Consider the following 26,033-nt stretch of genomic DNA (forward strand, 5'->3'; position numbering starts at 1 on the left):
AACGGAAACGACGAGAGCCCGATGCAGTAACAGCCGGCTGCGCAGCGCTCCAGCACCCACACGGTGTGCAGCCAGGATGACACGTGAGGAGCGACCAACCATAACGGCTCCTCGCCCATCCAGGGCGGCGAGCACTCCTCGACGCGCTCGACCTCGCGCGCCTGCCGGCGGAGCAGCACCCGCTTGAGCTCCACCACGCTTACGCGGGTACCGACGACCTTCAGCTCGACCAGCACGTCCTCGTGGTCTCGACCCTCCGGCCAGGGCACCGCCAGGGACGCCAGGTCCTCGGGATAACCCCCGCAGATAGCCGTCGGCCAGCAGGCGCTCACGCCCTACGTCGCGCGCCTACCGCCAGGCGAGGCCGGCTTCGGGGCATGTGCCGTCCCCGCCGCGAACGTCTGCTTCGCGGCCCCATCCAGTTTGCCCATGCCGCTCTGGTATCAGCGCGCAACCGGCGATGCACGTCCAATAACCGCTCTGCCTGGCAGATATAGAGACACGATTCCGGCAGCGCGCGCGTAAACACGCGACCGGAGGCGACCGGGAGAGAGGGTGCAGTCAGGGTCGCGAGCACATCCAGAGTCGGCGCGATCACGGTCGCGTCGAGCGCGATGCTCCATAGTCCACCCTCGCGGCGCCGCAGCCCTCGGGGCGCGAAGAGCGCCTGCGCCGCCCGGCGGGCGCGGGACGGAGCCGGCGATACCCGGCTCGAGCAGCGCCGCGGCACCACGCGGCGATGTCTGGGTCGGGTGCGATGACGATTCAGCGAAGTTCAAGGTCCGGCAGCACGCGGAGCGCTCGGCCGCCCCGCCGACGCTCGCGGTCGGCCGCGAACGCCTGGCCGCATCGCCTGGCCTCCACGATCGACGCTGGGGAGTCGGCGAGGCCGGAGGATGGCGCGGGGATCTACGCCAGCGCGTCTTCTGCGCTGGCCGCGATCACGGCCCGGTCATGCCAGCGGTGCAGGGTGGCCAGCTCGGAGCAGGCGTCGATCTGGGCCTCGAGCTGCGCGGTGAGCGCGAAGCCGCGGCGTGCCAGCACCCTGCGCAGCGCCGCACGCGCTTCGGTGAGCTGGCCCTTCTCGATGAGCTGCTCCTTGACCTCCGGGCTGTCGGCGAGCAGGGCTTGGAGGATCCACTGCCGGCGCGCCTCGATCTCCGGGTCGTCGGAGCGAGCGAACCGTCGCAGCAAGTCCTCACGGGTCTTCGATGACATCGGCAAGTATTCTAGCATAGAGATCACCCATTCCACATCCCGCCGCGGTGCGACCCACCGGGCGAACTCGTCGAGGGCCTGTCCTGAGCGAGCGATCAGGAAGGACACCAGCTCGTCACGCAGCGGCAGCTCGTTGGCTGCGATCCAGAGGAACTGAAACGGCGAGGGCCCGACGCGGTAGCAGCCGGAGGCGAACCGCTCCAGCGCCCGGACGGTGTGCAGCCACGACGGCAGGTGGGGAGCGACGACCCAGAGCGGCTCCTCGCCCATCCAGCGCGGCTCGCGCTCCTCGACGCGCTCCACCTGGCGCGCCTGCCGCCGCAGCAACGCGCGCTGGAGCGCCACGACGTCGACGTGGTCGCCGGGCATCTTGATCTCGACGAGCACCTCGTCATGGTCGCACGCCGCCGGCCAGGGCGCGGCGAGGGCAGCGAGGCCGTCGGGCCGCAGCACGCGGAGGTAGCCGTCGGCCTGGACGCGCTCGAGGCGGATCTCGGGCGGCCGGTGCCATGCGGCGGAGCCGGCGGTGAAGCGCGGGGCCTCCTCGGCGCAGGTCTGCTTCGCGAACCCCTCGAGATTGCCCACGGCGGAGGTGATATCAGCGCTCCGGGAGGAGTGCATTCGAAATATCGCCTCTGAATGGGTGAAATAGAGACACCATTTCGGCAGATCGCGCGTAATGGCGTGAGTCTGCGTATCCTGCTCGCGGGCGGCTCGCCCGACCTGCGGTGTTTCCGGGGCTGCTCGGGCGCGTTCCATCTCGGCCCGAGACTCGCTCGACACGAGGGGGCGGCCGCGGAGCGCCCCGGAGCCGCGCGACGGCTGGCGTGCGCAGCAGGGCGCGGCACCGGTTATGCGCGGCGGTGGACAACCCTGGCGCTGGGACTGTAAGACGAGGCATGGGGAAGATGAAGCGCGCGGCATGGCTTTGGTCGGCGTGGGCTTTCACTGCGGGCGGGTGCGCGGCGCTGGTGGGGCTGGACGACGGGTATTACTTGCTTGACGAAGGCAACGGTGGGACTCGCAGCTGCACGCCCGGCGGCCAGGAGGACGTGCGCTGCTGGGAGAACCGCCCACAGCGGTGCGATGAGAGCGGGCAGTGGGAGGACGCGGAGCCGTGTCCGAAGGCGGCGCCGGTGTGCCGCGGAGGGACGTGCATAACGCCGCCGAGCTGTGACGGGTTGGCTGAGGCATGTGGGCCGGAGGGGAGCAGCGAGGAGAGCTGCTGCGCGAGCGTGGCGGTCCCCGAGGGGAGCTTCAACCGGAGCAACGATCCAGAGTATCCCGCGACGGTAAGCGGATTCTTGCTGGATCGCTTCGAGGTGACGGTGGGTCGCTTCCGGAGGTTCGTGGAGGCGTATCCCGAGAGCAAGCCCGTGCCGGGCTCGGGGCAGCACCCGCATATCGAAGGGAGCGGATGGAATGTGGAATGGACGGAAATGTTACCTGCGAATGAGGCGGAGCTGACGGCCGACGTGAAGTGCAGCTCGACCTACCAGACGTGGAGGGATACCGACGAAGGTACCGAGCATCTGCCGATGAACTGCTTGAGCTGGTACGTGGCGTTCGCATTCTGCGCATGGGACGGAGGCCGTTTGCCAACAGAGGCGGAGTGGAACTACGCGGCCGCTGGTGGGGAGGAGCAGCGGCCGTATCCATGGTCGAACTCGGCCAGCGATGACAAAGTCGATGACAGTCACGCGGTGTATGACTGCATGGCAGATCGGGTCATGCCGAGGTCGTGCGCGTTCAGCGACATCCAGCCGGTCGGGTCGAGGTCGTCGACGGGAGATGGGAGGTGGGGGCATGCCGATCTGGCCGGGAATATGTGGGAGTGGGTTCTGGACTGGCACGCAGAATACCCGGACGCATGCAACGACTGCGCCAATCTGAAGGGATCTTCATATCGGGTTTTCCGGGGCGGTGGCTGGGGCGACGGTGAGTCGGGTCTGCTCTCCTCCCGCCGCGGCAGCGACGACCAGTCGGGCAGCGACAACCCCTCGGACAGAGACAGCTTCGCCGGGGTCCGATGTGCGAGGACACCGTAGTTTTTGGGCACGATGTTTTAGACAACATGGCACTTCGTTTGCAACTCGATCTTAATCAAGCAAGGATCCCGACCGATGTCGGACGACGGCAGCTGGAATGGATGAAACCGGGGTCCGGGGGCGGAGCTCCCGGACCGGCTGCCGCGCCAGTGACCACCGTCCGCATGGAAGCGCTGCCCGCCTGCGTGGCAGAACGCGTCGCCCAATACCCCTGCCATCACTGCTTCACCGTGGCCGACCACCTCTTCCACACCTGGCTCCACATCATCGAGAACGTCGGCGAGGCCTGCTGTCGCCTCGACGAGCGCGCCGACCTCGCCGTCGCCTCGTCCGCTCGCGTCCTCATGCGGCTCGCGCAGAATGACGCCCAGCACCTCGACGAGGACGTCCGCGGCGCGCGACGGGCAATTCTTCAGGAGGTGCACGAGGATCTCGTGCGCCATGGACGGTATCGCTACGTTGCTGGAACGCGGACGCACCGGAGGTCAAGCATCAGCAGATGCCGCGGTCCGAAGACGCAGCTCGCTGACGCTCGCGTGCAGCGTCTCTCAGGCCTCGTGGCTCCTTGACGCCGCCCGCCCGGCGCGCGAGCCTTACGCCGTGTCGGTCATACTTGCGGAGGGGACCGTCTTCGCGCGCCGTTACCGCGTGGTGCGCCTCATCGCGGCCGGCGCGATGGGGGCCGTCCACGAGGTGGTGCACCTCGAGACCGAGCGCCACCGGGCGCTCAAGGTGATGCACGCGCACCTCTTCCAGAGCGAGGAGATGCGCGAGCGCTTCAAACGCGAGGCGCGCATCGCGGCGAAGGTCGACAGCGAGTACATCGTCGACGTCTTCGACGCGGGCATCGACGAGGCGACCTCGATGCCCTTCCTGGTCATGGAGCTGCTCCGCGGCGAGGAGCTCGGCGAGCGCCTCAAGCGCGCCGGCCGCCTGCCGCCACAAGAGGCGATGACCTACCTCTACCAGACCGCGCTGGCCCTCGAGCGTACGCACGCCGCGTCGATTGTGCACCGCGACCTCAAGCCCGCGAACCTCTTCCTGTCGCAGCGGGAGGACGGCTCGGTCCGCGTGAAGATCCTCGACTTCGGCATCGCCAAGCTCGTCGCCGAGGGCACGACCGCGGCCGGCGACACGAGCAGCCTCGGCACGCCGATCTACATGCCCCCCGAGCAGTTCCTCGGCGGCACGAGGCTCACCGCCGCCGCGGATATCTTCGCGCTCGGCATGATGGCCTATACGCTGCTCGTGGGCATCCCGTACTGGCAGCCCGAGGCGAGCAGCGCCGAGAACGTGTTCGCGTTCGCGATGGTGGCGGCCCGCGGCCCCGATGAGCCACCGGTGCAGCGGGCGCGCTCGCAAGGCGTGGTGTTGCCGCCGGGCTTCGACGCGTGGTTCGCCCGGGCCACGGCGGGTGATCCGGCGGCGCGGTTCCGCCGGGCCATGGAGGCGGTGCAGGCCCTTGGCGAGACGCTCGGCATCCCCGTAGACGGCGGCCGGGGGACCTTCCAGAGCGCGCCGTCCTGGCCCGGGGTGGTCCCCGCCGCCATCGCGCTGCCCGCGCCGCTGGTGACGACCGTGCCTGCACCGCCAATGAGCCCGGGGCGCGACGCGCGCTCGCCTGGCCTGACGCTCGTGGGAACATCGACCGGCGCCGCCGTCTCCGCCCTGCCGTCCAGGCCGGCGAAGCCGAGCCGCGGGCCCCTCGTCGGCGGGCTGGCGGTGCTGGGGCTCAGTGTGCTGCTGGGTTCTGGAAGCTGGCTCGCTCTGCGCGCCGGGCGCGGCGGTGTGCCAGCGGCAGCGGGGCCGGAAGTGACCACCGAAAGCGCGGCAACCCCAGAGCTGACCACCGCGGCGCCAGCTACGACCACCGCGGCGCCAGCTACGACCACCGCGGCGCCAGCGCCAAGCGCTGTGCCTCAGCCCGTGTCGTCTCCGGCGAACACCCCGCCACGCGAGCCTACGTCCAAACCCACGCCGACCGGACCCAGGCCATCGTCAAGCTACAAAAAAACCACCCCGGCCCCTGTACCGTCGCGTTCGCTGTACGGACGGTTTTGACCTGACTGTCCGCCGCCATGTCGCCGCGCTTCAACGGCCCGATTTGCTCCGGATGACCTTGCATGTTGTCCAGAAAGCAGGAAGCCGTTCATCTAGCCTTCTCCCCTGCTGACTTGATGTTCAGCATCGTCCACGACCCGCGCGTGCGCGCGCACGTGTTCCGACGTCTCCTACCCCGCTGAGCGCCAGAGCATGCCCCCTAGGTTTCACAAGTCTACGCATCGCCTGGCCGCCCTCGGCCTGCTTCTGCTCTCCGCTCCCGCGATGGCGCAGGACCCAGCGGCCGCCCAAGCGCTCTTCGATCGAGGCGTCGCCCACATAGATGCGGGCCGCTACGAAATGGGATGCACGGCGCTTGCCGAGAGCCAGCGCCTCGACCCCCAGCCCGGCACGCTGTTCACGCTGGCTTCCTGCGAGGAGTTGCGGGGCCGCACAGCCACTGCCGTAGTGCGCTACGGGGAGTATCTGGTGTTGTTCCACCGGATGACGTCAGCCCAGAAGGCGCAGGCGAATCAACGCAAGCGGGCGCAGGTAGCTGCAGACGCGCGCAAGAGGCTCTTACCGCGCGTGCCGAGGCTCTCTCTATCCCTTTCACCGGGAGCACCAGCTGGAACCGTGGTGAAGCGCGACGGCCACGTGCAAGCAGTGGCCGTGCTGGGCATCGCGTTGCCGGTGGATCCGGGAGAGCATTTGGTATCGACCCAGGCTCCGGGAGGATCTGTGTGGGAGCAACGCATCACACTCGCAGAGGGCGAAAAGAAGGAGCTGGTGCTGAAGGTGAACGCAGCACCGCCGCGGGTCGCCCATGAATCGGGAGGGCCCGATGCCGGACCGCTGCCTGTATCGGGCTCGCCAGCGCCCTCTGCGGGCCGTCGAACGGCCGTCTACGTGGCGGGCGGGGTCGGCGCCGCAGGGCTCGTGGTGGGCGGGATCCTGGGGGCGCTCGTGATCGGCAAGAAGGGGGTCGTCGACGAGCACTGCGGCAGCAGCATCCAGGCCTCGGACGAAAAGGCCTGCGACGCGACAGGCGTCGACGCCGCGAGCAGCGGGAGCTCGATGGCCACGGTCAGCACCATCGCCTTCGGCGTGGGCCTGGCCGGGCTCGGCGCGGCCACGGTGCTGTACTGGACCGAGCCGAAGCACGCCACCAAGACGGCCGGCATGAGCCCGAGGTGGGTCGGCGCAGGGGTGCTTAAGGCAGGGCCGGCGGGGGCAGTCGTCGGCGCGATAGGGAGTTTTTGACGCGGGCGATGGCGCGTCCGTGGCTGGCGCCGGTCGAATAGCCACCGACACATAGGCGGCACTGTGCAGAGCCGACGCTCGCGGTCGGCCGCGAACGCCAGGCAGGCCCGCACATCCTCCGCGGTCTAATCGGGGAAGTCGGCTAGAATCTCCTCTACGGTCATGCCAGAGGCCTCAGCGTGCCGCCCCGCGCGCCTCACACGCCCGACCCGCCGCTGGGTTCTTGCCGGCGCTTTGACGCCCCCGTTCTCCCCTCACTACCCTGCTCCGCTTGCCGCTTGCGCATCACCCCAAAGACCCAGGAGCAGAGATGAGCCCTGAACCCAAGAGAATGAACGACCTCCTCGCCGACGCGAAGCCGACCCTGCTCGAGCTCCCCTCGGAATCGCTGGAGCGGCCGCGCGTCTCGCGCGAGCGCGCCCTCCAGCTCACCGCGGCGCTGCGGCAGGAGTTCGCGCCGCTCGTGCCGCTGCTCGCCGAGGAGCTCTCCCCGGCGAAGGCCAAGAAGCGCAAGGCCGACTTCGACGCGCTCGAGCCGCGAGCGCTCGTGTTCTACGCCGCGGATCTCGCGGTCGAGGCGCCGTGGACCTCGACCCAGAAGGAGCGTCGGTCCGCGCTCGCGCGCAAGGTCCGCGAGCACGACGAGCTCCTCTCGTCGTGGGCCGTCCCGCTCTTCCGCAAGAACGACGAGGCGAGCGCGGTCGTGGCCGACATCCAGCGGGGCAAGGGCATCCGCGACGACGCCGAGGACACCGTCCGGCTCGTCGCCCTGTTCCGCAAGCACTGGCCGGCGGTCAAGGGGCAGACGCCGATCAAGGAGAGCTACCTCGACGAGGCCGAGGCCGAGGCCACCGAGCTGCTCGCCCTGATCGACGTCGGCGAGACCTCGGCCAAAGGCTCGCCGCGGGATCTCCGGCAGCGCGCCTACACCCACTGGCTCGCCGCCTACCTCGAGGTTTTCCACCTCGGCCGCTACCTCCAGCGTCACGACGCCGCCGCCGCGGAGCGCTTCCCGGCCGTGGCCGCCGAGCGCGGTGCCGCCGAGCGCGGCGCCGCCGCGCCCCAAGCCGCGCCCGGTCCGGCCACCCCGGCGAGCCCCCCCGCCCCGGCGCCCCAGACAGCGCCGGCGTCCCCGGCGTCCCCGGCAACACCGGCGTCCCCGGCAACACCGGCCGGTGACGGCGACAGCGACGGCGCAGTGCCCGTCTGATTCACGCCACCGGCCGCGGGCCACGAGGTGTGCCGCGGACCATCCCAGGATGCCAACCTGAGCCAGCCGTGGCCCGGCCAGCAATCGCAAATTGACGGATCGTGCGGACGCTCACACCGGGCCGGATCCACGGATGCCCGTTCTTGCCGCTGCTAGCACGAAACAGCATCCGCCGAACGCCGCAACCAAGACCGGTCACCCACCTCGCAAGCGCCCCGTGGTCTGGCTGGCCAGCATCGGCACGGGCGCCCCTCTGCGGACGCCATGCTGTGCCACACGCTGTACGTCTGGTATCAGTCGGCATACAAGGCGACATGAATCAGTCGGCATACGAGGCGACATGAAGAGCGAGCGCGCTAGGTGGTGGTGGGCAGCGTCGGCCTTCATGGCCGGCGGGTGCACGACGCTCCTTGGATTGAACAAGGACTACCACTCGCTGGAAGGCGGCGGCGGCGCCAGCGCCGGCGGCGGCTTCGAGGGCGGCGCCGGGGGCACGGGCGACGGCGGCGCGGGCGACGGCGGCGCGGGCGACGGCGGCTCGTGTATGCCCGGCCGGGAGCGATGCTTGGACAACGGACTACAGCAATGCGACGACCGCGGCCAATGGAGCGCGCCGGGGCCGTGTCCTCCGGAAACGCCCGTGTGCCGCGGAGCCGCCTGCGTCACGCCCCCGAGCTGCGACGGGCTCCCCGCCACCTGCGGCCCCGGGAGCACCGAGAGCTGCTGCGCGACCGTTATCGTGCCCGGAGGCACCTTCCACCGGGACAACGATCCAGCATACCCCGCGACGGTCGGCGCCTTCCTGCTCGACCGCTTCGAGGTGACCGTGGGCAGGTTCCGGAAGTTCGTCGCGGCGTACCCCGGGAGCCAGCCGGCCGCGGACGCGGGCGCACACCCGCGCATCCCCGGGAGCGGGTGGTACCCGTCCTGGAACGGCGAGCTGCCGCCGGACGCGGCGGCGCTCAGCGCCGCGGTGCTGTGCAATCCGGACCACCCGGACATGCGGACGTGGACCGACGAGGCCGGCGACCGCGAGCACCTGCCGATGAACTGCATCAGCTGGTACGTCGCGTTCGCGTTCTGCGCGTGGGACGGCGGCCGGCTGCCGACCGAGGCCGAGTGGAACTACGCAGCCGCCGGGGGCGCCGAGCAGCGGCAGTACCCGTGGTCGAATCCGCCGGAGTCGACCGACATCGACGCGAGCTACGCCTCCTACGATTGCCGCGACAGCGCCGCCCCGGGCTGCACGTTCCAGAGCGACTTCGGGGACATCGTGCCCGTCGGCTCCAGGTCGCCGAAGGGCGACGGCAGGTGGGCGCAGGCGGATCTCGGCGGGAGCATGCGGGAGTGGCTGCTCGACGGCTACGCGAGCTACCCGGCCGAATGTGTCGATTGCGCCAACCTGACGGACACCGCGGAGCGGGCGGTCCGCGGCGGGAGCAGCTTCGGAACGCCGGAGTACCTGCTCTCGTCCAAGCGCGTCCACGTCGCGCCGTCGGCCCCCTTCTACAGCCTCGGGGTCCGGTGCGCGCGGACACCGTAGCTCCCGGCGGACGATCTCAGCTAAAGAAGTCGAACGCCGTCCCGGCGCCCTTGCTGCGCGCGGCGGCGTAGACGACGCGGGCGAGCGCGACGTCCTGGATCGCGAGGCCCGTCGAGTCGAAGACGGTGATGGCCGCATCGCCGCGCCCCTTCAGCTTGCCCGCGACCACCTCACCGAGCGTCCCCTGGATGTGCTCGCGGTGCAGGGCGCCCTCGTGCAGCGGCACGTTGACCTCGCCGCTCTCGGTCGCCTGCGCCCAGTCGTCGATGATCACGCGAGCGGCCCGGAGGATCTCCGGATCCAGCTCCTGCTTGCCGGGCGCGTCGGCGCCGATCGCGTTGATGTGCGCCCCGGGGCGGACCCACGCGCGCTGGACGACCGGCGCCCGCGCCGGCGTGGAGGTGCAGACGATGTCGCACCCGGCGGCCTCCTCCACCGACACGGCGCGCCCGCCCGCCTCGGCCGCGAACCGCTCGCTCGCCTCGGGCGACACGTCGGCGGTGAGCACCTCCAGCGGCGCGCGGTACAGCGCGCGGTGCGCGTCGAGCAGGAAGCGCGCCTGCACACCGCAGCCGACGAAGCCGATCGTGCGGGGGTCCGGGCGGCCGAGGTGCTTCGACGCGATCGCCGCCGCCGCGCCGGTGCGCACCGCCGTGATGCGGGTCGCGTCCATCACCGCGAGCGGCGCCGCCGTCGCCGGATCGCTGAGGATGTAGAGCCCCATGACGGACGGCAGGCCGAAGCGCGCAGGGTTCTTCGGGTGCGAGTTGACCCATTTCACGCCGGCCGACCCGTCCACGTAGGCAGGCATCGCGCGGAGATCGCCGTCGTGGGCCGGGAGGCCCAGGTACACCTTCGGCGGCATCGCGGCCTCGCCGCGGCCGTGCGCCGCGAACGCCGCTTCCACGGCGGCGATGGCCGTCTCCATGACGAGCAGGGAGGCGACATCGGACTGGGAGAGGAGCAATGTGCTGGCGGGCTTCATCCAGCGTGACCCTACGCGAGACCGCCGCGAAACGCACGTGTCCCGGAGGCAAGCAAGGGCATTGCGCCCTGCGCGCGTGATTCTCCCCACGAGCCGCGGCGCCGCTCGAAAAACGCGGCGGCGCACAGCCGCGCACCGGAAGCAGACGGCGCACGCGAGAGGGGGGTTGGCAGGCGATGCGGTTGCGCCGAAGATGGCATCGCGCTGCGCCGTGGGGTGCGACCCACCTCGCGTCTCGACAGTTCCCTCTTTCGTTGGAGCGGGTGGATGAACGTACGACTTGTTGCGGGTCTTTTCGTGCTGGCGCTCTCGGCGGCCGCAGGATGCGGAGACGACGGCGACGACGGCTCCGGTGGCAACGGCGGCTCTGGCGGAGCCGGCGGCATCGATGCGACCGGCACCGGAACTGGAACCGGCACCGGAACTGGAACCGGCACCGGCACCGGCGGCGGCGGTGGCGAGCCCACCGGCACCGGCGGCGGCGGCGGCGAGCCCGGCACCGGCGGCGGCGGCGGCGAGCCCGGCACCGGCGGCGGCGGCGGCGAGCCCGGCACCGGCGGCGGCGGCGGCGAGCCCGGCACCGGCGGCGGCGGCGGCGAGCCCGGCACCGGCGGCGGCGGCGGCGAGCCCGGCACCGGCGGCGGCGGCGGCGAGCCCGGCACCGGCGGCGGCGGCGGCGAGCCCGGCACCGGCGGCGGCGGCGGCGAGCCCGGCACCGGCGGCGGCGGCGGCGAGCCCGGCGCCGGCGGCGGCGGCGGCGAGCCCGGCACCGGCGGCGGCGGCGGCGAGCCCGGCACCGGCGGCGGCGGCGGCGAGCCCGGCACCGGCGGCGGCGGGACGGGCGACGGGTACGGCGCCTGCGCCTCGGCCGACCAGTGCACCGGGGACCTCTGCCTCTCCGAGGAAGAGCACGGATTCCCCTCCGGACTCTGCTCGAGCTTCTGCGAGCCCTCGGAGGAGCCCACGTCGAGCGGCGATTGCGACGGCGGGGTCTGCCTCGGCATGTTCGAGGGCGAGGGCGCCTGCGTGCCGCTGTGCAGCACGTCGGCCGACTGCCGCGACGGCTACACCTGCACGGACCTCAGCGGCGGGATCATGGCCTGCCTCCCGGGGTGCACCTCGGACGCCCAGTGTCCCGCCCGCGGCGCGTGCGACATCGCGACGGGCCTCTGCCAGTACGGCGAGGACTGCACCAACGGCGAGGACGACGACGACGACGGGGACGAAGACTGCGAGGACGACGACTGCAGCGCGACCTGCGCCACGCTGCTCGCGGCCGCGTGCGCGGACGCGACGCCGGTCGCGTCGACCACGGTCACCGGCGACACGTCGGAGGGCACGAGCCTGACCCACGGCGAGTGCAGCACCAACCAGGCGAAGGAGCAGATCCACCTGTACACGCCGCCCGCCGGGCAGTCGGGCACGCTCGTCGTCGAGCTCGAGTCGCCGACCGACCAGGCCGTCTACGCCCGCAGCACGTGCGCGGACGCGACCACCGAGCTCGACTGCTCCGACGAGAACGCCCCGTTCGGCGGGGAGCCCGACCGGGAGACGATCGAGATCCAGGTGAGCGACGGCGAGACCGTGCCGATCTTCGTCGACGCCTACCGGGCGGCGTACGCCGGGCCCTACACGTTGACCTTCGCGTTCTACCCGCCCTCCGTCTGCGGCAACGGGACGGTCGACCGGGGGGAGCAGTGCGACGACGGCAACCCCGCGAGCGGCGACGGCTGCTCCAGCACGTGCGCCTTCGAGCCCTCCGGGGCGTGCGCGGCCGCGACCGAGCTCATCATCGGCATGAACCCGGGGAACGCCGCGACCGGCACGACGCTGTTCGAGGGACTCTGCGTCGGGGGGACGGGCCTGCCGGAGACGGTCCACACGTTCACGCCGCCGAGCGACGGCACGCTCACGCTGGTGCTGTCCTCCGAGACCGACCTGGGCCTGTACGTGCGCAGCACCTGCCTGGACGAGGACTCCGAGGTCGCCTGCATCGACGACTCGATCGGCGGCTACAACGAGACGCTCGAGGTCGAAGTCACCGGCGGCGAGCCCGTGTTCGTCTTCGTCGACACCTACTCCAGGTTGTACAACGCGGGCCCCTACACGCTCGACGTCTCCTTCGCTCCCGCGCCCTGAGCGCCCGCGCCGCCCGGCGCGCCAGCCCCCCGCGCCTCGGGACGGATGAGCTACGCTGCGCGCGTGCTCCCCGTCCCGACCCCGACCCGCCCGCCCCACCGCAAGCTCGCCGTCGCCGCCCTGCTCGCCGCCTGCGCCTGCCAGCCGGCGCCCCCGCCCTCGTCTGCGCAGGACGTGGCGGCGCGCCACGGCGCCGCCGGCGCCCCGCAGCCGGCCGCCCCTGCCGACGCCGCGCCGGCGGGGCAGCAGCCCGCCCCGCCCCCCCGGGACGCCGCCGCGCCGCCCGCGCAGGCGGCCGCCGACGGCGCGGCAGGCGAGGCGCTCGAGGCGAAGACGCCCGTGAAGCTCGCCCCGCCGCCGTTCGTGCAGACGCTCGTCCGGCCGGCGCCCGGCGGGGGCGCCGCCGCGCCGCGCCTCGTGAAGGTCTCCGAGAAGAAGAACGCGATCACGGACGAAGCGGAGTGGTTCACCAGGAACGGCGTCGCGCTGCCGCTCCTGCAGGTCCCGGACTCCCCCTGGAGCGGCCCCGGCCCCCTCCCGGCCTCCGTTCCCGCCCGGTACCGCGAGCACGTGCTCGTCAAGGCCATCGATCACGGAGACCACCTCGCGCTCTTCTACGGCCCGAGCCCGAGCGACGGGCGCCTCCTCGCGATCCTGGACAAGGCGCGCAAGGTCGTCGCGTTCTTCGACGTCGACAGCTTCCTCACCCCGACCGAGTTCGAGCCCAAGGACGCCTCGTTCGTGCGCGGCGAGCTCCGCTGGGCCGAGGCCAGGGACGGCGTGCTCTACGTCGCGACGGCCCACCGCACCTACGCGGCCTCGTCGAAGGGCAAGAACGCATACCTGTCAGCCCTTGATCTCGCGTCAGGGCAGCTCCTCTGGCAGAGCGCCCCGCTCGTCTGCAATGCCGGCAACTTCGTGCTGCGCGGAGATCACCTCCTCTGCGGCTACGGCTTCACGGCGGAGCCCGACTTCCTCTACGTCCTCGAGCGCACCACCGGCAAGATCGCCTCGAAGATCCCGCTCAAGAGCGGGCCAGATGTCCTCATCGAGAAGGACGGCAAGCTGTTCGTCCGCACCTACGACACGGACTACGTCTTCGAGATCCGCTGAAGCGGCGCGCAGGCGGCCGGCGAGCTCATGAACGAGCCGCCGGCGCGGCCCGTCCGGAGCAGGCAGGCTCACGCCCGCGGCAGGCCGAAGCAGCGCCGCAGCCGGCTCCACGGCGCCCGATGACGCGAGACGCCCCGCGTGTCGCAAATTGTCTCAGCGGGTCGAGGCGCCCCGCTCCCACCCTCCTTGCCCTGCCACCTGACGAGTCCGCTCGTGACGTGGCAGCGCGCCGCGCCCCCACGCTGGAGGTGCGGCATTGCGCAAACCTTGCGCCGCTCCGACGCGCGGGTGAGCACCGGGCTCGGCCGCGCCGCGGGGCGGCCGTGGCAACGAACTTGCTACTGCTCCTTTTGCGCACACACGAGGTGTTCATGGTCGCGAAGAGCAATCACTCGGAACCTGCGCCGCAGGCGAAGCAGAACCCCCCCGACGATCTGCAGCGCGACGTGAACCCGAACCACATGGCCGGGCAGATCCGGAGCGGCGCGCGCTCCGGGCCACAGCGCGGAGGATCTCGAGGCCGAAGCAGTACTGGTGCCCGAAGCGGAAGTACCCCCTTAGGAACTGGAATCGCCTGGTGAGGGTCAGCGACCCGCAGCGACTGCAGTAGTGACGCGTCCCATCGACACGCACGAAAGGAGCGAGCATGCAACTGGAGCTCACGTTCCGACATATCGATAAGAGCCCCGCCCTCGAGGAGCTGATCCGGGAGCAAGCGGACAAGATTCAGCGCTTCAATGATCATATCAACAGCTGCGCCGTGGTGGTCGAGCTCGACCACGCGAGCCAGGGCGCAGGCACCGAGTACCGGGTCCGCGTCGACCTCCACGTGGCCGGCAAGCAAGAGATCGTGTGCGAGGAGCGGGCCGCGAGGAACCTGCTGCAGCCGGCGGTGCGCGACGTCTTCCAGCGCGCCGGCCGCCAGCTGAAGAAGCTCGCGAGCGCGCAGCGGAGCGAGGTGAAGGCGCACCCGGCGCAGGACACGGCCGGCGTGATCACGAAGCTGTTCAACGACTACGGGTTCATCACGACCATCGACGGCCGGGAGATCTATTTCCACGAGCGGAGCATCGTGTCGGCGCCGTTCGCCGATCTGAAGATCGGGATGGGCGTCGCCTACACCGAAGAGGACGGCGACGAGGGGCCGCAGGCGAGCACCGTGCGCGTCGTGGACGCCCGCGGCGGAAACCGCGGCCGCGAGGAGATACCGACCCTCAGCTGAACCGGCCGCAGGCGGCGCAAGCTGCGGTGACGCAGCTTCGCGACGCGGGAGGCCGGCGTCCGGCGAGGCGGCGGGGCGGCGGGGCGGCCGAACGGCAGCACGACCCCGCCGCCCGCGCGCCGGCGATCGGGGCTTCTTTCCCTCGAGAAAGAGCGGTATCCGGGATCTGGAGACTCGGTCTCGAGCGCCCAGCGCGCCGTTCCCCGGAGAGCCCCATGAACCTCGAACTGCTCCTCGCGCACGCCGACGACCACCGCCCCGTCCTCGCGGAGGGCATCCCGCCCGCCGCGCTCTCGGCCGCGCCGCGGCCCGAGGAGGTCCCGCTCCCGACGCACCTCCGCTACGACGCCGCGGATCCCGAGTCCCTCCCCGACCAGCGCTGGGGCGTCATCGCGCCCGAGGGGCCCGCGGGCGACCGCCTGCTCGGCGCCGTCGCGCCGCTCTGCCAGGCGCGCCGCGAGGCCCAGGGCGGCGCGGACGTGCGCGTCTACCGCGTCCCCGCCGGCATGGGCCCCGCCGACGCGGCCCGCTGGAAGGAGGAGGTCTACTGGGACAAATCGGTCCGCGAGGAGGACCTGCCGCGTTATCTGCTGATCCTCGGCGACGCCGATCAGGTGTCGTGGGATCTGCAGCTCCGCCTCGCCAGCGACACCTTCATCGGCCGCGTCGCGTTCGCGGGGGAGGGCGGCTACGCGGCCTACGCGGACAAGGTGCTCCGCTGGGAGCGCGCCGAGGCCGCGGCCGCGGCGCGCGCGGTCTTCCTGACGGTGCGCGACGGCACGGCGGCGACGACGCTCGGCCACGAGGCGCTGATGAAGCCCACCCTGGAGCTCGCGAGCGCGCGCAAGGCGGAGGGGGCGTTCCCGGCGAGCGAGATCGTCGCCGTGGGCGAGGACGTGCCCTCCCCGCTCGACGCGCTCCTCGAGCACGCGGCGCGGCGCGAGCCGGGCATGCTCTTCACCATCAGCCACGGCGTCGGGGCGCCCCGCGGCGGCTGGAGGTCGCTCGCCGAGCAGCGCGCGCTCCAGGGCGCGATGGCGCTCGGCCTGGGCCAGCGGCTCGCGGCCGAGGACCTCCGGAGCAGGCCTTTCCTCCCCGGCGGCGTCTGGTTCTTCCTCGCGTGTTACGGCGCGGGCACGCCGTCCGTGAGCGCCTACCGCCACTGGCTGGAGCGGATGCGGGCGGCGGGGCAGTACGCCGGCCGCGTCGACGCGGTGCTCGCCGGGCTGCCGGTGGGGAGCGCGCCGCCGTTCGTCGCGGCCCTGCCGCAGGCGGCGCTCGAGAACCCCGACGGGCCGCTCGCGGTGATCGGCCACGTCGACCTGGCCTGGACCTACAGCTTCCAGGACGCCGGCGCGCCGTCCGGCAGCCGCCCCGCGCGCTTCCAGGGGATCTTCCGGGCGCTCGCGGACGGCGGCCGGGCCGGCGTCGCGCACCACCAGCTGCTCCGCTTCTTCGCCGAGGCGAGCGTCGAGCTGACGACGCTCGACAACGAGGAAGCGCGGGCCGGCGCGGCCGCGGCGAGCGGCGCGGAGCTCGGCAGGAAAGCCCACCTGTGGATGCTGCGCAACGACCTGGCCGGCTACGTGCTCCTCGGCGATCCGGCGGCGCGGCTCCCGATCGCGCGGGCGCCCGGCCAGCACGCCGGCAAGGGCGGGCGCGCGCCGCAGCCGGCCGTCGCGTCGACGATCGGCTTCGCGCCGCAGCCGGCGATCGCGTCGACGATCGGCTTCGCGCCGCAGCCGGCCGCCGCGTCGACGATCGGCTCCGCGCCGCAGCCGGAGCGGAAGGGCGCCCTCGATCCGCGGCGCATGGAGGAGGCGGTGCTCGCGCTGCTCGGCGGGGCCGAGGCGCCGGACGCGATCGCCGCCCGCGCCGGGATCAGCGGCAGCGAGCTCCGGCGCTGGGCGGACACGTACCGAGACGCGGGGCGCGCGGCGCTGGCGAAGATCGGGTGACGGGCGCCGCGCGGGCGCGCGGGCGCGCGGCGCGTCCCGGCGTACGACGGAGCGTACCCAGGGGACGCGCGCCCGGGGCTCCGGCGGGGCGCGATCCCGGCGATCGGCGCGGTTCACGCGCCCTGCGCCGTGGATCCGACTTGGCCCTTCCGTTGCTCTAGCGAGGGGCAGAACAGCGAAGCGCTCTGCCGATCTCGCAGGCGTGAACGCGCAGCCCAGGTAGGAGAGGATCCATGGTCGACATTCTTCCGATGAACCAGGTGGTCGAGATCGTGGGGAACGACGCGAATCACACCTCGCTCGGCCACGCGTTCGCCACCGTGAACGAGAACAAGCAGCAAGTGCAGCACTGGCTGCTCGGCCCCGGCTACAAGCACACCGCCCCGCCGAACGGGACCGTCTACCTCATGCAGCCCCGGAGCTCGGAGTGGGCCAAGATCCGCGACGTGCAGTCGTTCGTGGAGAAGGTGCGGAAGACGTGGGCGAAGGGCAGCCAGTACGTGGAGGCCAATTGCTTCCGGAAAGAGGGCCTGACGGTCCTGCCCAGCCTCGAGGAGCTGAACAAGCTGGCGCCCCCGTTCCCCAAGCAGGATCAGGCGGTCCCCTTCCAGTTCGACACCGGGTGGGGCAGGATCTTCAACAAGCAGCGGACGCTCGGCTACGTCCTCGCGTCGTGGTTCGATGACATCCACCTCCGCGAGCACTGGATGCTGTTCGACGGCTACACGCCGCCCGCCGGCGACGTCGCGATCGGCCTCGGCCCGCGCGATCTGCAGACCGCCGCCGTCTCCGCCTCCTTCGCGGCCGGGGCGGTGCCGTCGGAGAGCCCGTTCGCCCTCGTGATCGTGAGCTGCACCTACCACGATCAGCCCCCCAGCGCGCAGCGGTATCAGCCCCCCAGCGCGCAGCGGTGATCGCTGGCGCGAGGGGTGCCTTGATCGCCGCGCGCCGCCGCGCGCTCACGAGCCGACGCTGACGGAGAGGGCCTCGAGGGATTCGTCGACCGAGAGGATATCCATTCGAATCCCCCAGAATCGCCGCTCTATCCCCCGGAGCATCGCGGCGATTCCCTCGGGCCCTCCCGGGCGCGCGCCGCGCGGGGCGAGCAGCCCGAGCGCCTGGACGCCGACCCCGAGCCCCGTGCACGCCGCGGCCCCCTCCGAGAGGGCCTGCACCTCGCCCTCCTGCGCGGGCGCGCCGCACCGGAGCGCCAGGCAGCGCAGGAGCAGGACCCCTTCCCGGTACATGCCCGCCCCGGACCAGAGCCGGCCGCCGCGGGTCGCGAGGTCGATCGCGGTCTCGAGCTGCCCGGCGCGGAAGGCGGCGGCGGCCTCGGTCATGCAGACCAGCGCCTCCAGGTCGGCGAGCCCGAGCTGCGCGACCGCCTCGACGAGCTCGATGTCCGCCCCCCGGGTCGCGCCCATGCGGTAGGCGGCGGCGCGGCGGATCCGCTCGGCGGACGCCGAGAAGACCGGGTGCCGGCAGCGCCGCGCCATCGCGAGCGCCTCGGCGACCTGCGCGCTGGCCTGCTCGTGGCGGAACGCCTCCAGAAGGGCCGACGCGGCGTTGAGCCGCGCGGCGATGCGATCCACGAGCCACGGCTCCCCCTCCGCCGCCTCGGCGTGCAGCGCCGCGGCCTCCTCGAAGCGGCCCTGCCGGTAGCGGACGCGGCCCGTCCACACCGCGAGCCGCGCGCGCGTCGCCGGGTCGTCCGCGGCCTCTGCCCACGCGGCGACGCTCGCGAGCACCGCCTCCTCGACCTCCAGCGGGCCGCTGCGCGCGGCGATCATCCGGATGCCGTGCCGCCGCCGCTCCAGGCTGGGATCCGGGAGGCGCGGCAGCCCCTCGGCGATCCGGAGCGCGCGCTGCGGATCGGTGCTCAGCGCGTGCCGCGCGCGCCCGAGCTCGATCAGCGGCGCGATCTGCTCGCGCGGCGCCTTCGACCGGCAGAGCTCGTAGAGCGCGCGATCGAGCGACACCGGCGTCCACTGGGAGAGCGCGATGTCGAGCCACACCGACAGCACCCCGAGCTCGCCGGCCGCCCGCGCCGGGCCGTCGCACCGGCGCAGCGCGTGCAGCCCCTCCTCCAGCGCCGCCACGGCCCAGCCGAGCCGCCCGTTCTGCGCCCGCTGCGTCGCCAGCGCCACGGCCTCCTCGGCGACGCGCCTCGGCTCGGCGCCCCCGGCGAGCAGGTGGATCAGCCGCCGCTCGGAGCCCGGCGGCAGCGTCGCCGCGAGCACCCGGTGCGCCGCCTGCTTCCGCGCCGCCGGCCAGGTGTCTTCAACCCGCGCACGTGCGAGCGCCTCGAAGCGCCCGCCCTCGGCCCGCCGCACGGCCTTGCGGGCCACGAGCTGCTCGACCCCCGCCGCGATCTCGCTCTCCGGCCGCTCCATCATCTGCGCGAGCACCCCGAGGTCGGCGTTCGGCGACGCGACGCCGATCCAGCCGAGGATCTCGCTCAGCTCGGGGGGCAGCGGCGACGCCGGGTCCTCGGCCGGGGGCGGCGGCGTCACCACGAGGAGGCCCGCCTCGAGCCGATCGATCGCGTCGCGGCTCACCACGAGCAGGTCCTGATCCCACCGCGCGAGGCCGGCGCGCACCCAGGCCATCACCTCGTCGGCGACGCGCGCGGGCTCCCCCTCCGTCCGCGCCCAGAGCGCCCGCGCCGCGTCCTCGCGGAGGTGGAACAGCCGGTCCGGGCCGGCGAACAGCGCCCGCAGCGCCTGCTCGTCGAGCGGCTGCGCGCGCTCGTCGAGCGGCTGCGCGCGCTCGTCGAGCGGCCGCGCGCGCTCGTCGAGCCAGCGCAGCGCCGGCGCGACGGGCAGCGGCTCGCCGCGCAGGAGGCCGATCACCGCGGCCGCGGAGCGCGGCCGGTCCTCCGGGTCCCTCGCCAGCAGCCGGTCGACCACCCGGGCCACGGCGGCCGGCGCCGCGGGCGCGACGTCCCGGAGCGGCGCCGGCGGCACGAGGAGCCGCGCCCGCAGGATGCCCGCGACGTGGGGCTCGTTGTGCGGGATGACGCCGGAGAGCGCCTCGTAGAGCATCACGCCGATCGTGTAGAGGTCGGTGCGCGCCGTCACCGGGTCGCCGTTGATCTGCTCGGGCGCGAGGTAGAGCGGGGTGCCGACGATCTCGTCGTCGCCGGTGATCGAGGAGGGGTCGACGAGCGACTCGAAATACGAGATGCCGAAGTCGAGGATCGTCGGCCGGCCCTCGGCGCTCACCAGCACGTTGGCGGGCTTGAGATCGCGGTGGATCACGCCGGCCGCGTGCATCCGCGACAGGGTCTCGAGCAGGGCGATCGCCACGTCGGCCAGCTCGGGCCAGGCGCGCGGCGCCGCGCCCTGTGAACCGTCCGCGCTGTCCGCGCTGTCCGCGCTGTCCGCGCGGTCCGCGCGGTTGCCGCGTTTTCCCGGGAACGGGGCGCCGTCGACCCGCTCCATGACGAGGAACGCGCGGTCGTCGTGCACGCCCTCGTCCAGCAGCCGGACGACGCCGGGCAGGCGCAGGAGCCGGAGCGCCGCGATCTCGCGCCGCACGCGCGCGGCGTCCGCCCCGAACCCGGCGCCCAGCAGCTTGATGGCGACGACCTCGCGCGCGAGCTCGTCGTCGGCCTCCCAGACGTCGCCTTGCCCCCCGCGGCCGATGCGGCGCCGGAGGCAGTAACGATCCGCGATCCGCTCGCCCGGACGGGGGCCGCGGGGCATCGGCGTCGTGCTGGGGACGAGCTCGTCCCCGGCGGCGGGTGTGGTGTGCAGCGCGGCCTCGCCGTCGCTCGTCCCACCGTTCCCCGACGTCATCCACTCTTCTATAGCGGCCGACTATTCCGTTAGACAGCCGGGTTTTTCCGCATCGCGCGCGTTCCGTTCGGCGCGATACCCGGCTCCTCGAGCCTCCGCCCCGGGCCGCCTCGCCGGCGCTCGTCAGCGCTCGTCAGCGCTCGTCAGCGCTCGTCGCCGTCGCCCATGCCCCCGAAGAGGCGCCCCCTCTCGTCCGTGAGCCCGAGCGCGTTGCAGAGCGCCTCGACCTTGTCCATCTCGCGCTTCAGCGACTTGTGGTGGTTGCGGCTCTGGACGATCGCCTCTTTGCCCAGGAGGCGGAAGGCCTCCTCCCGGCTCCCGAGCTGGTGCGCCGCGGTGCCGAGGACGAACCCGCGCAGCGCGTCCACGAGGTCCAGGTCCAGCGAGCCGCCGCTCGCGCGCCGCCGCTGCGCCTCCGCCACGAACGCCGCGGCGGTGAGCTGGAACAGGTCGAGCAGCGACTTCGGCCCGCCGCCGGCCTCGTACCCGAGCGCGCGCTCGATGTGGCGCGCCTCCAGCGTGAGCACCTCCGGGGGCGCGCTCCGGTCCATCTGCGCGAACGCGTAGGCGCGGCGGACGATGTTGTCGAGCTGACGCAGGTTGCCCGGCCAGGGCTGGGCCAGGAGGACGCGCTCGGCCTCGGGCGAGAGGCGCGCCTCGCCCGCCTTGCCGCCCGCGCGGTGCCGCCGATCGAGCATGTACTCGGCCCAGCGCCCGATCTCGTCGCGCCGCTCGGCGAGCGGCGGCACCTTCACCGGGAGCACGTTGATCCGGTAGTAGAGGTCCTCGCGGAAGCGCCCGGAGCGGACCTCGGCGTAGAGGTCGGCGTTGGTGCCGATCACGAACCGCACCTCGGCGGTGCGGTCCCCTGCGCCCTCGCCGAGCGGGCGGTAGCGCCGCTCCTCGAGCACGCGGAGCAGGCCGGCCTGCGCCTTGAGCGAGAGCTTGTCGATCTCGTCGATGAACAACGTCCCGCCCTCGGCGCGCCCGATGCAGCCCACGGTGTCCTTGAGCGCGCCGGTGAAGGCGCCCTTCTTCCAGCCGAAGAGCTCCGCCATCTGGAGATCCTCGGGCACCGTGGAGAGGTCGAGCGTCTCGAAGCTCTGGCCGCGCTTCGAGGACTGCTCGTGGCACCAGCGGGCCAGCCGCGACTTGCCGGCGCCGGTGGGGCCGCTCAGAAGCACGGTCTCTTCCTGCTGGGCGAAGACCCGGAGCATCTCGATCACGCCGGCCATCGACGCGCCGATCACCGGGAGGTGCTCGTCGGGCGCGGCGGCCTCGACGGGGCGGAGCGGCAGCGTGCAGAGGTAAGGGGCCGCGACCGCGGCGAGCACCTGCGCGGCGTCGCGGCACGCGGCGAAGAGCGGGCCCCGGCCCATGGCGGCCCGGCAGAGCGCCTCGATCGAGAACATCCCGTCGATGGCGCCGCGGGGGGCGCGCAGGGGCAGGGCGAGCACGTGCGTCGCGTCGCGCTGGAGCAGCCGCGCGCGGCTCTCCTTGCTGTCGAAGTTCGGGGCGCCCTCCCCGTGGGCGAGCGCGACCGCGCCCGTGAGGCCGACGTCGACCGTGCCGAGGGTCACGTCGATCTCGACCGGCGCCTCGTGCTCCGAGATCCAGCGCCACGCCGTCGCGGACGGCATCGACGTGGGGCTCGCCTTGGACGCGTCCGGCCTGCTCTCGACGACCAGGAGGCGCCGGTAGCCGTCCCCCGGACGCAGGTGGACCATGCCCCGCAACACCCGGCCACGTTTGGCGAAAGGCGAGCTGGCAAACGCTTCGTCCGCGAGCTCGAGCAGCGCTTCCAGCGTGACCGTGGCGGCGTCCTCGAAGGTCGACGCGCGAGACAGAGCGGAGATGAGGGGCGCGAGCTTGTGTTCCAGGCACCCCTCGTTACCACGGAAGCGCCCCCGCCGGTCAGGTCGTCGCGCCGCCACACGACCGGGAGGGCTCCGGCCAGCTCGGGCGCGCTCCGCCGCGGCCCTCGGCCCCGCTCCGCCGCGGCCCTCGGCCACGTCGTCGTCCCACCGCAACCGAAATCGTAACAGCCACCGTCACAGCACTGACGGCCGGCGCGTCCTCCTGGACGAGAGGACGTCCACTCAAGACGCAGCTACGGCGTCATTTCCTGAAATTCCGAGAGCTTGGTCCCGTCCTCAACGGTGGAACGGGGATTGCCAATGTCCGTCGGAATGAGGCGAGGTGGGAGAATCAGCAAGCCTGAACACGAGCCGTTCCGGTTCGAGGCAGGCAGCTCGGGAGCGGAGCGCGCGCGCGAGGACCGCCGAGGCAGCCCGCGCCTGCTCCGGAGAGGGACAGCCATGGAGACGACGTCGCTCGATCTGACGCTGGATCTCGCGCGCGCCGAGGACACCGACGCGCCGTTCGCGTTCCGCTTCACCCGCCAGTCGTACGTGATGTGCAGGGAGGACGGCGTCTTCGAGGGCGCGACCTTTCCGTGGGACGACGAGGTGCTCCGCGACCTCGCGGCCCTCCAGCGCCCGCGCCCGGAGCCGCTCGCGCGGCAGCGCTTCGGGGAGCGGCTCCGCGACTTCCTCGCGCAGGCCGACTGGGGCGCGCGCGAGGAGGAGATCGCCGCGGCGCTCCGCGACGGCCGCCGCGTCCATCTGACGATCCGCTCGTCGGCCGCGGAGCTGTACGCGCTGCCCTGGGAGCTGCTCACGCTGCGCTCGAGCGGCCAGCACCTCGGCGAGCTGCGCGGCTGCCTGCTCCGGTACGAGTGGCCCGGCACCGAGACCGCGGGCCCCGAGCCCGGCCAGGAGGCCGAGGGCGGGCGCATCGTCTTCGCCTGGTCCGCGGCCGGCGGCGCCGTGCCCGCGGAGGCGCACCTCGAGGCGCTGCGCCGCGCCTGCGCCGAGGGCCACTGCGCCTTCGACGCGGCCAGGGACGTCGTGCCCCACGCCTCGCCGGCGGCCCTCTACAAGGCCCTGAGCGGGGGCGGCCCGCCCGTCTCGGTGCTCCACATCCTCTGCCACGGCGGCCCGCTGGCCCCGAGCGCCGAGGCGTTCGGGCTGGCGTGGGACGCCTCCGAGCCCGGCGGGGCCCCCGTGATGGTCGACGCGGGCGCCCTCCGCAGGATGCTCGAGCCCCACCTCGGCACGCTGCGCCTGGTCGTGCTCTGCAGCTGCTACGGCGGCGACGCGGGCGCGCCCGGCAACGCGCTCGGCAGCGTGGCGCAGGCGCTCCACCGCGCCGGCGTCCCGGCCGTCGTGGCCTCGCGTTATCCGCTCACCACACACGGCTCGGTCGCGCTGGCGGAGGTGCTGTACCGGGAGCTGCTCGTGGGCTCGGCGTCGCTCGAGGAAGCGTTCCTCGCGGCGCGCGAGCGGCTCGGCCGCGAGGCGTCGAGCGACGACTGGGCCTCGCTGCAGCTCTACGCCCGGGCGGCGGACGGCCCGGATCACCGGCCGGTCGTGGTGCGGCCGTACCGCGGCCTGCGCCCGTTCGAGGCCGAGCACCGCCGGTTCTTCTTCGCGCGCGATCAGGAGACGGAGGAGCTCGTGAAGGCGCTCGGCGCGGGCGGCCGCCTGGTCACCGTGGTGGCCCCGTCGGGCGCGGGCAAGTCGTCGCTGGTGCGGGCGGGCCTCGTCCCCGCGGTGCTGGAGGGGGCGCTCGGGCCGCGCCCGTTCCAGGTGCGGATCCTCCACCCCGGCGCGAGCCCGCTCCGCGCGCTCGCCGCCATGGTCGACTCGCTCGGCGCCCCCGAGGAGGAGCGCGCGCCCCGGTCGCTGAAGCCCTCGCTGGCCGGCCCGCCGGCCGAGGTCTCGGGCGCCGCCGCGCAGCGCCCCGAGGGGCTCGCGGGCGTGCTGGAGCAGCGGCTCTCGGCCCTCCCGGGCGATCCGCGCCTGCTGCTCGTGGTGGACGAGCTCGAGGAGCTGTTCACGAGGGCGGAGGACCGCGCCGAGGCCGACGCGTTCGTGGCGGCCCTGGTGCACGCGGCCTCGGCGCCGGGCGATCGCGTGCGGGTGGTGCTCACGCTCCGCTCGAACTTCCTGGCGCAGTACCTGGAGCTCCACCCCGAGCTGGCGAAGGCGCCGCTCGTGCCGATCCCGCCGATGAGCGACGCGCAGCTCCTGGAGGTGACGGTCGGCCCGGCGGAGCGCGTGGGGCTCCGGTTCGAGGAGGGCCTGGTCGACGCGCTGCTCGCGTCGCTGCACGAGGGCGCGGCGGCCGCGGCGCACGGCGCCGGCGCGAAGCTGCCGCTGCTCGAGTTCGCGCTGGAGGCGCTGTGGGAGCGGCGCGCGGGGGGCTTCATCACCTGGGAGGCGTGGGAGGAGATCGGCGGCCTGAACGGGGCCATCGCCAGGCGCGCCGACGAGGTGCTGGCCGGCTGCGCGGACGAGGAGCAGCGCCGGCTCTCGCGGGACCTCTTGACGCGCCTGGTGCACCTCGGGCGGGACACGGAGGACACGCGGCGTTACGCGTCGCGGGAGGAGCTCGAGTCGCTCGCGCCGGGCAGGGCGGCGGGCGCGGAGCTGGAGCGGTGGGTCCGCGCCCGGCTGCTGACCGCGAGCGAGGACGAGGTGGTGGTGGCGCACGAGGCCGTGATCCACGGGTGGGGGACGCTGCAGGGCTGGATCGCCGAGGACCGCGAGGCGCTGCTCACGCGGCAGGAGCTCGGGCAGGCGACCCGGCGCTGGGAGGACGCGGGGCGGAGCCCGGAGGAGCTGTGGCGCGGCTGCCGGCTCAGGGACATGGTGGGGCTGCATCGGGCGGGCCGGGTGCGGCTGTCGACGGCCGAGGCGGCCTTCCTGGAGGCGGCGCAGGCCGCGGCGGTGAAGGTGCAGAGGAAGCGGCCGTGGTGGCGCTCGCTGCAGCTCGGCGACGCGGCGGCGATCGTGGCGCTCGGCGCGGTGGCGATCGCGGGGCTGGGCGCGGCGGCGATCGTGGCGCTGCGCGCGGCGAGGCTCGCCTTCGACGCCCTGTTCATGAGGTCGATCCACCAGGCCGACCCGCAGGCCGTCCCGTCGTGGCCCTCGCCGTGGCCCGGCGGCGCGGCGGCGCTCGTGGCGCTGGGCGCGGTGACGTTCGCCCTCGGCGCCCTGCTCGCGAGGGCGCTCCGCCAGGTCGGCCCGCAGGCCGTCTCGATCCCGCCCGCGTCTGCCTCGTCGCGGATGGCGCGCGTCGTGGTGCTGCCGCCGAACACACGCGGCGTCATCCGCCAGGGACCCGGCGCGCACGAGGAGGGGGTGACCGGTGTCCCCGCCGGCGCGGAGGTGACCGTGCTCGAAGAATTCAATCCGGACAGCAAAAATCCAGCGAACTGCTGGTACCGCGTGCAGTACAGGGGCGAGGAGCTCTGGATGCACCGGAACATCGTCTCGCTGAATTGAGCTGCGCGCCGCGCAGCGCGTGTGTCCCCGGCGACGCGCGCGCGGCGAGGCGCGGGTGCCACGCCGCGCGGGCACACGGGCGGCGCGCGCGCGGGCACACGGGCGGCGCGCGCGCGGGCACACGGGCAGCACGCGCGCGGGCA

The 26,033-nt window shown here is 73.2% G+C and carries 16 protein-coding genes; 11 read left to right on the forward strand and 5 right to left on the reverse strand.

What is annotated here, in order from left to right; all coding sequences use genetic code 11:
- Window positions 1-909 precede the first annotated feature (909 nt).
- The gene (locus tag WMF43_RS31700) at window positions 910-1,977 is read right to left on the reverse strand and encodes a hypothetical protein (protein WP_437670458.1); all 1,068 of its coding nucleotides are present in this window, start codon (window positions 1,975-1,977) and stop codon (window positions 910-912) included.
- Between the two features lie 140 nt (window positions 1,978-2,117).
- Between WMF43_RS31700 and WMF43_RS31705 the strand changes: the two genes are divergently transcribed.
- Window positions 2,118-3,266, forward strand: coding sequence for a formylglycine-generating enzyme family protein (locus tag WMF43_RS31705; RefSeq protein ID WP_437670460.1), 1,149 nt, complete (start codon window positions 2,118-2,120; stop codon window positions 3,264-3,266).
- 17 nt (window positions 3,267-3,283) lie between these two features.
- Here WMF43_RS31705 and WMF43_RS31710 read toward each other — a convergent pair whose 3' ends face one another.
- A complete protein-coding gene (locus WMF43_RS31710) occupies window positions 3,284-3,709 on the reverse strand; it encodes a hypothetical protein (RefSeq protein ID WP_437670462.1) in 426 nt (141 codons plus the stop codon).
- Here WMF43_RS31710 and WMF43_RS31715 point away from each other — a divergent pair.
- From WMF43_RS31715 to WMF43_RS31730, 4 genes are all read left to right on the forward strand, one after another.
- Complete coding sequence (locus tag WMF43_RS31715) at window positions 3,708-5,327, forward strand: protein kinase domain-containing protein (RefSeq protein WP_437670464.1); 1,620 nt, start codon at window positions 3,708-3,710, stop codon at window positions 5,325-5,327. The genes WMF43_RS31710 and WMF43_RS31715 overlap by 2 nt on opposite strands.
- A gap of 264 nt (window positions 5,328-5,591) precedes the next feature.
- Entirely contained in the window at window positions 5,592-6,569 is a 978-nt protein-coding gene (locus tag WMF43_RS31720) for a hypothetical protein (protein WP_437670466.1), read from the forward strand.
- 310 nt (window positions 6,570-6,879) lie between these two features.
- A complete protein-coding gene (locus WMF43_RS31725) occupies window positions 6,880-7,779 on the forward strand; it encodes a hypothetical protein (protein WP_437670468.1) in 900 nt (299 codons plus the stop codon).
- A 340-nt stretch (window positions 7,780-8,119) separates the two neighbouring features.
- The gene (locus WMF43_RS31730; RefSeq protein ID WP_437670470.1) at window positions 8,120-9,322 is read left to right on the forward strand and encodes a formylglycine-generating enzyme family protein; all 1,203 of its coding nucleotides are present in this window, start codon (window positions 8,120-8,122) and stop codon (window positions 9,320-9,322) included.
- Between the two features lie 16 nt (window positions 9,323-9,338).
- Here WMF43_RS31730 and WMF43_RS31735 read toward each other — a convergent pair whose 3' ends face one another.
- Window positions 9,339-10,307, reverse strand: a complete 969-nt coding sequence (locus tag WMF43_RS31735) for an ornithine cyclodeaminase family protein (RefSeq protein ID WP_437670471.1) — start codon at window positions 10,305-10,307, stop codon at window positions 9,339-9,341.
- A 267-nt stretch (window positions 10,308-10,574) separates the two neighbouring features.
- Here WMF43_RS31735 and WMF43_RS31740 point away from each other — a divergent pair, with 267 nt between their 5' ends.
- The 5 genes from WMF43_RS31740 (at window position 10,575) to WMF43_RS31760 (ending at window position 17,653) form a co-directional block, all read left to right on the forward strand.
- Window positions 10,575-12,446: a DUF4215 domain-containing protein gene (locus WMF43_RS31740; RefSeq protein WP_437670473.1), complete on the forward strand. Its 1,872-nt coding sequence runs from the start codon at window positions 10,575-10,577 to the stop codon at window positions 12,444-12,446.
- 45 nt (window positions 12,447-12,491) lie between these two features.
- Window positions 12,492-13,559 (forward strand): hypothetical protein, encoded by a 1,068-nt coding sequence (locus WMF43_RS31745; protein WP_437670475.1) that lies wholly within the window; start codon window positions 12,492-12,494, stop codon window positions 13,557-13,559.
- A 646-nt stretch (window positions 13,560-14,205) separates the two neighbouring features.
- Window positions 14,206-14,781, forward strand: coding sequence for an HPF/RaiA family ribosome-associated protein (locus tag WMF43_RS31750; protein ID WP_437670476.1), 576 nt, complete (start codon window positions 14,206-14,208; stop codon window positions 14,779-14,781).
- Between the two features lie 215 nt (window positions 14,782-14,996).
- Window positions 14,997-16,739 (forward strand): hypothetical protein, encoded by a 1,743-nt coding sequence (locus WMF43_RS31755; protein ID WP_437670478.1) that lies wholly within the window; start codon window positions 14,997-14,999, stop codon window positions 16,737-16,739.
- A 233-nt stretch (window positions 16,740-16,972) separates the two neighbouring features.
- Complete coding sequence (locus WMF43_RS31760; protein WP_437670480.1) at window positions 16,973-17,653, forward strand: hypothetical protein; 681 nt, start codon at window positions 16,973-16,975, stop codon at window positions 17,651-17,653.
- 45 nt (window positions 17,654-17,698) lie between these two features.
- Here the strand turns inward: WMF43_RS31760 and WMF43_RS31765 are convergent, their stop codons facing one another.
- Together WMF43_RS31765 and WMF43_RS31770 are read right to left on the reverse strand one after the other, a co-directional pair.
- Complete coding sequence (locus WMF43_RS31765; protein ID WP_437670482.1) at window positions 17,699-20,539, reverse strand: protein kinase domain-containing protein; 2,841 nt, start codon at window positions 20,537-20,539, stop codon at window positions 17,699-17,701.
- A gap of 143 nt (window positions 20,540-20,682) precedes the next feature.
- Window positions 20,683-22,266: a sigma-54-dependent transcriptional regulator gene (locus WMF43_RS31770; protein ID WP_437670484.1), complete on the reverse strand. Its 1,584-nt coding sequence runs from the start codon at window positions 22,264-22,266 to the stop codon at window positions 20,683-20,685.
- A 591-nt stretch (window positions 22,267-22,857) separates the two neighbouring features.
- Here WMF43_RS31770 and WMF43_RS31775 point away from each other — a divergent pair.
- Window positions 22,858-25,890, forward strand: coding sequence for an nSTAND1 domain-containing NTPase (locus WMF43_RS31775; RefSeq protein WP_437670486.1), 3,033 nt, complete (start codon window positions 22,858-22,860; stop codon window positions 25,888-25,890).
- The last annotated feature ends 143 nt before the right edge of the window (window positions 25,891-26,033 follow it).

Origin of the sequence: Sorangium sp. So ce131 (assembly GCF_051519095.1) — a bacterium.
GTDB lineage: Bacteria > Myxococcota_A > Polyangia > Polyangiales > Polyangiaceae > Sorangium.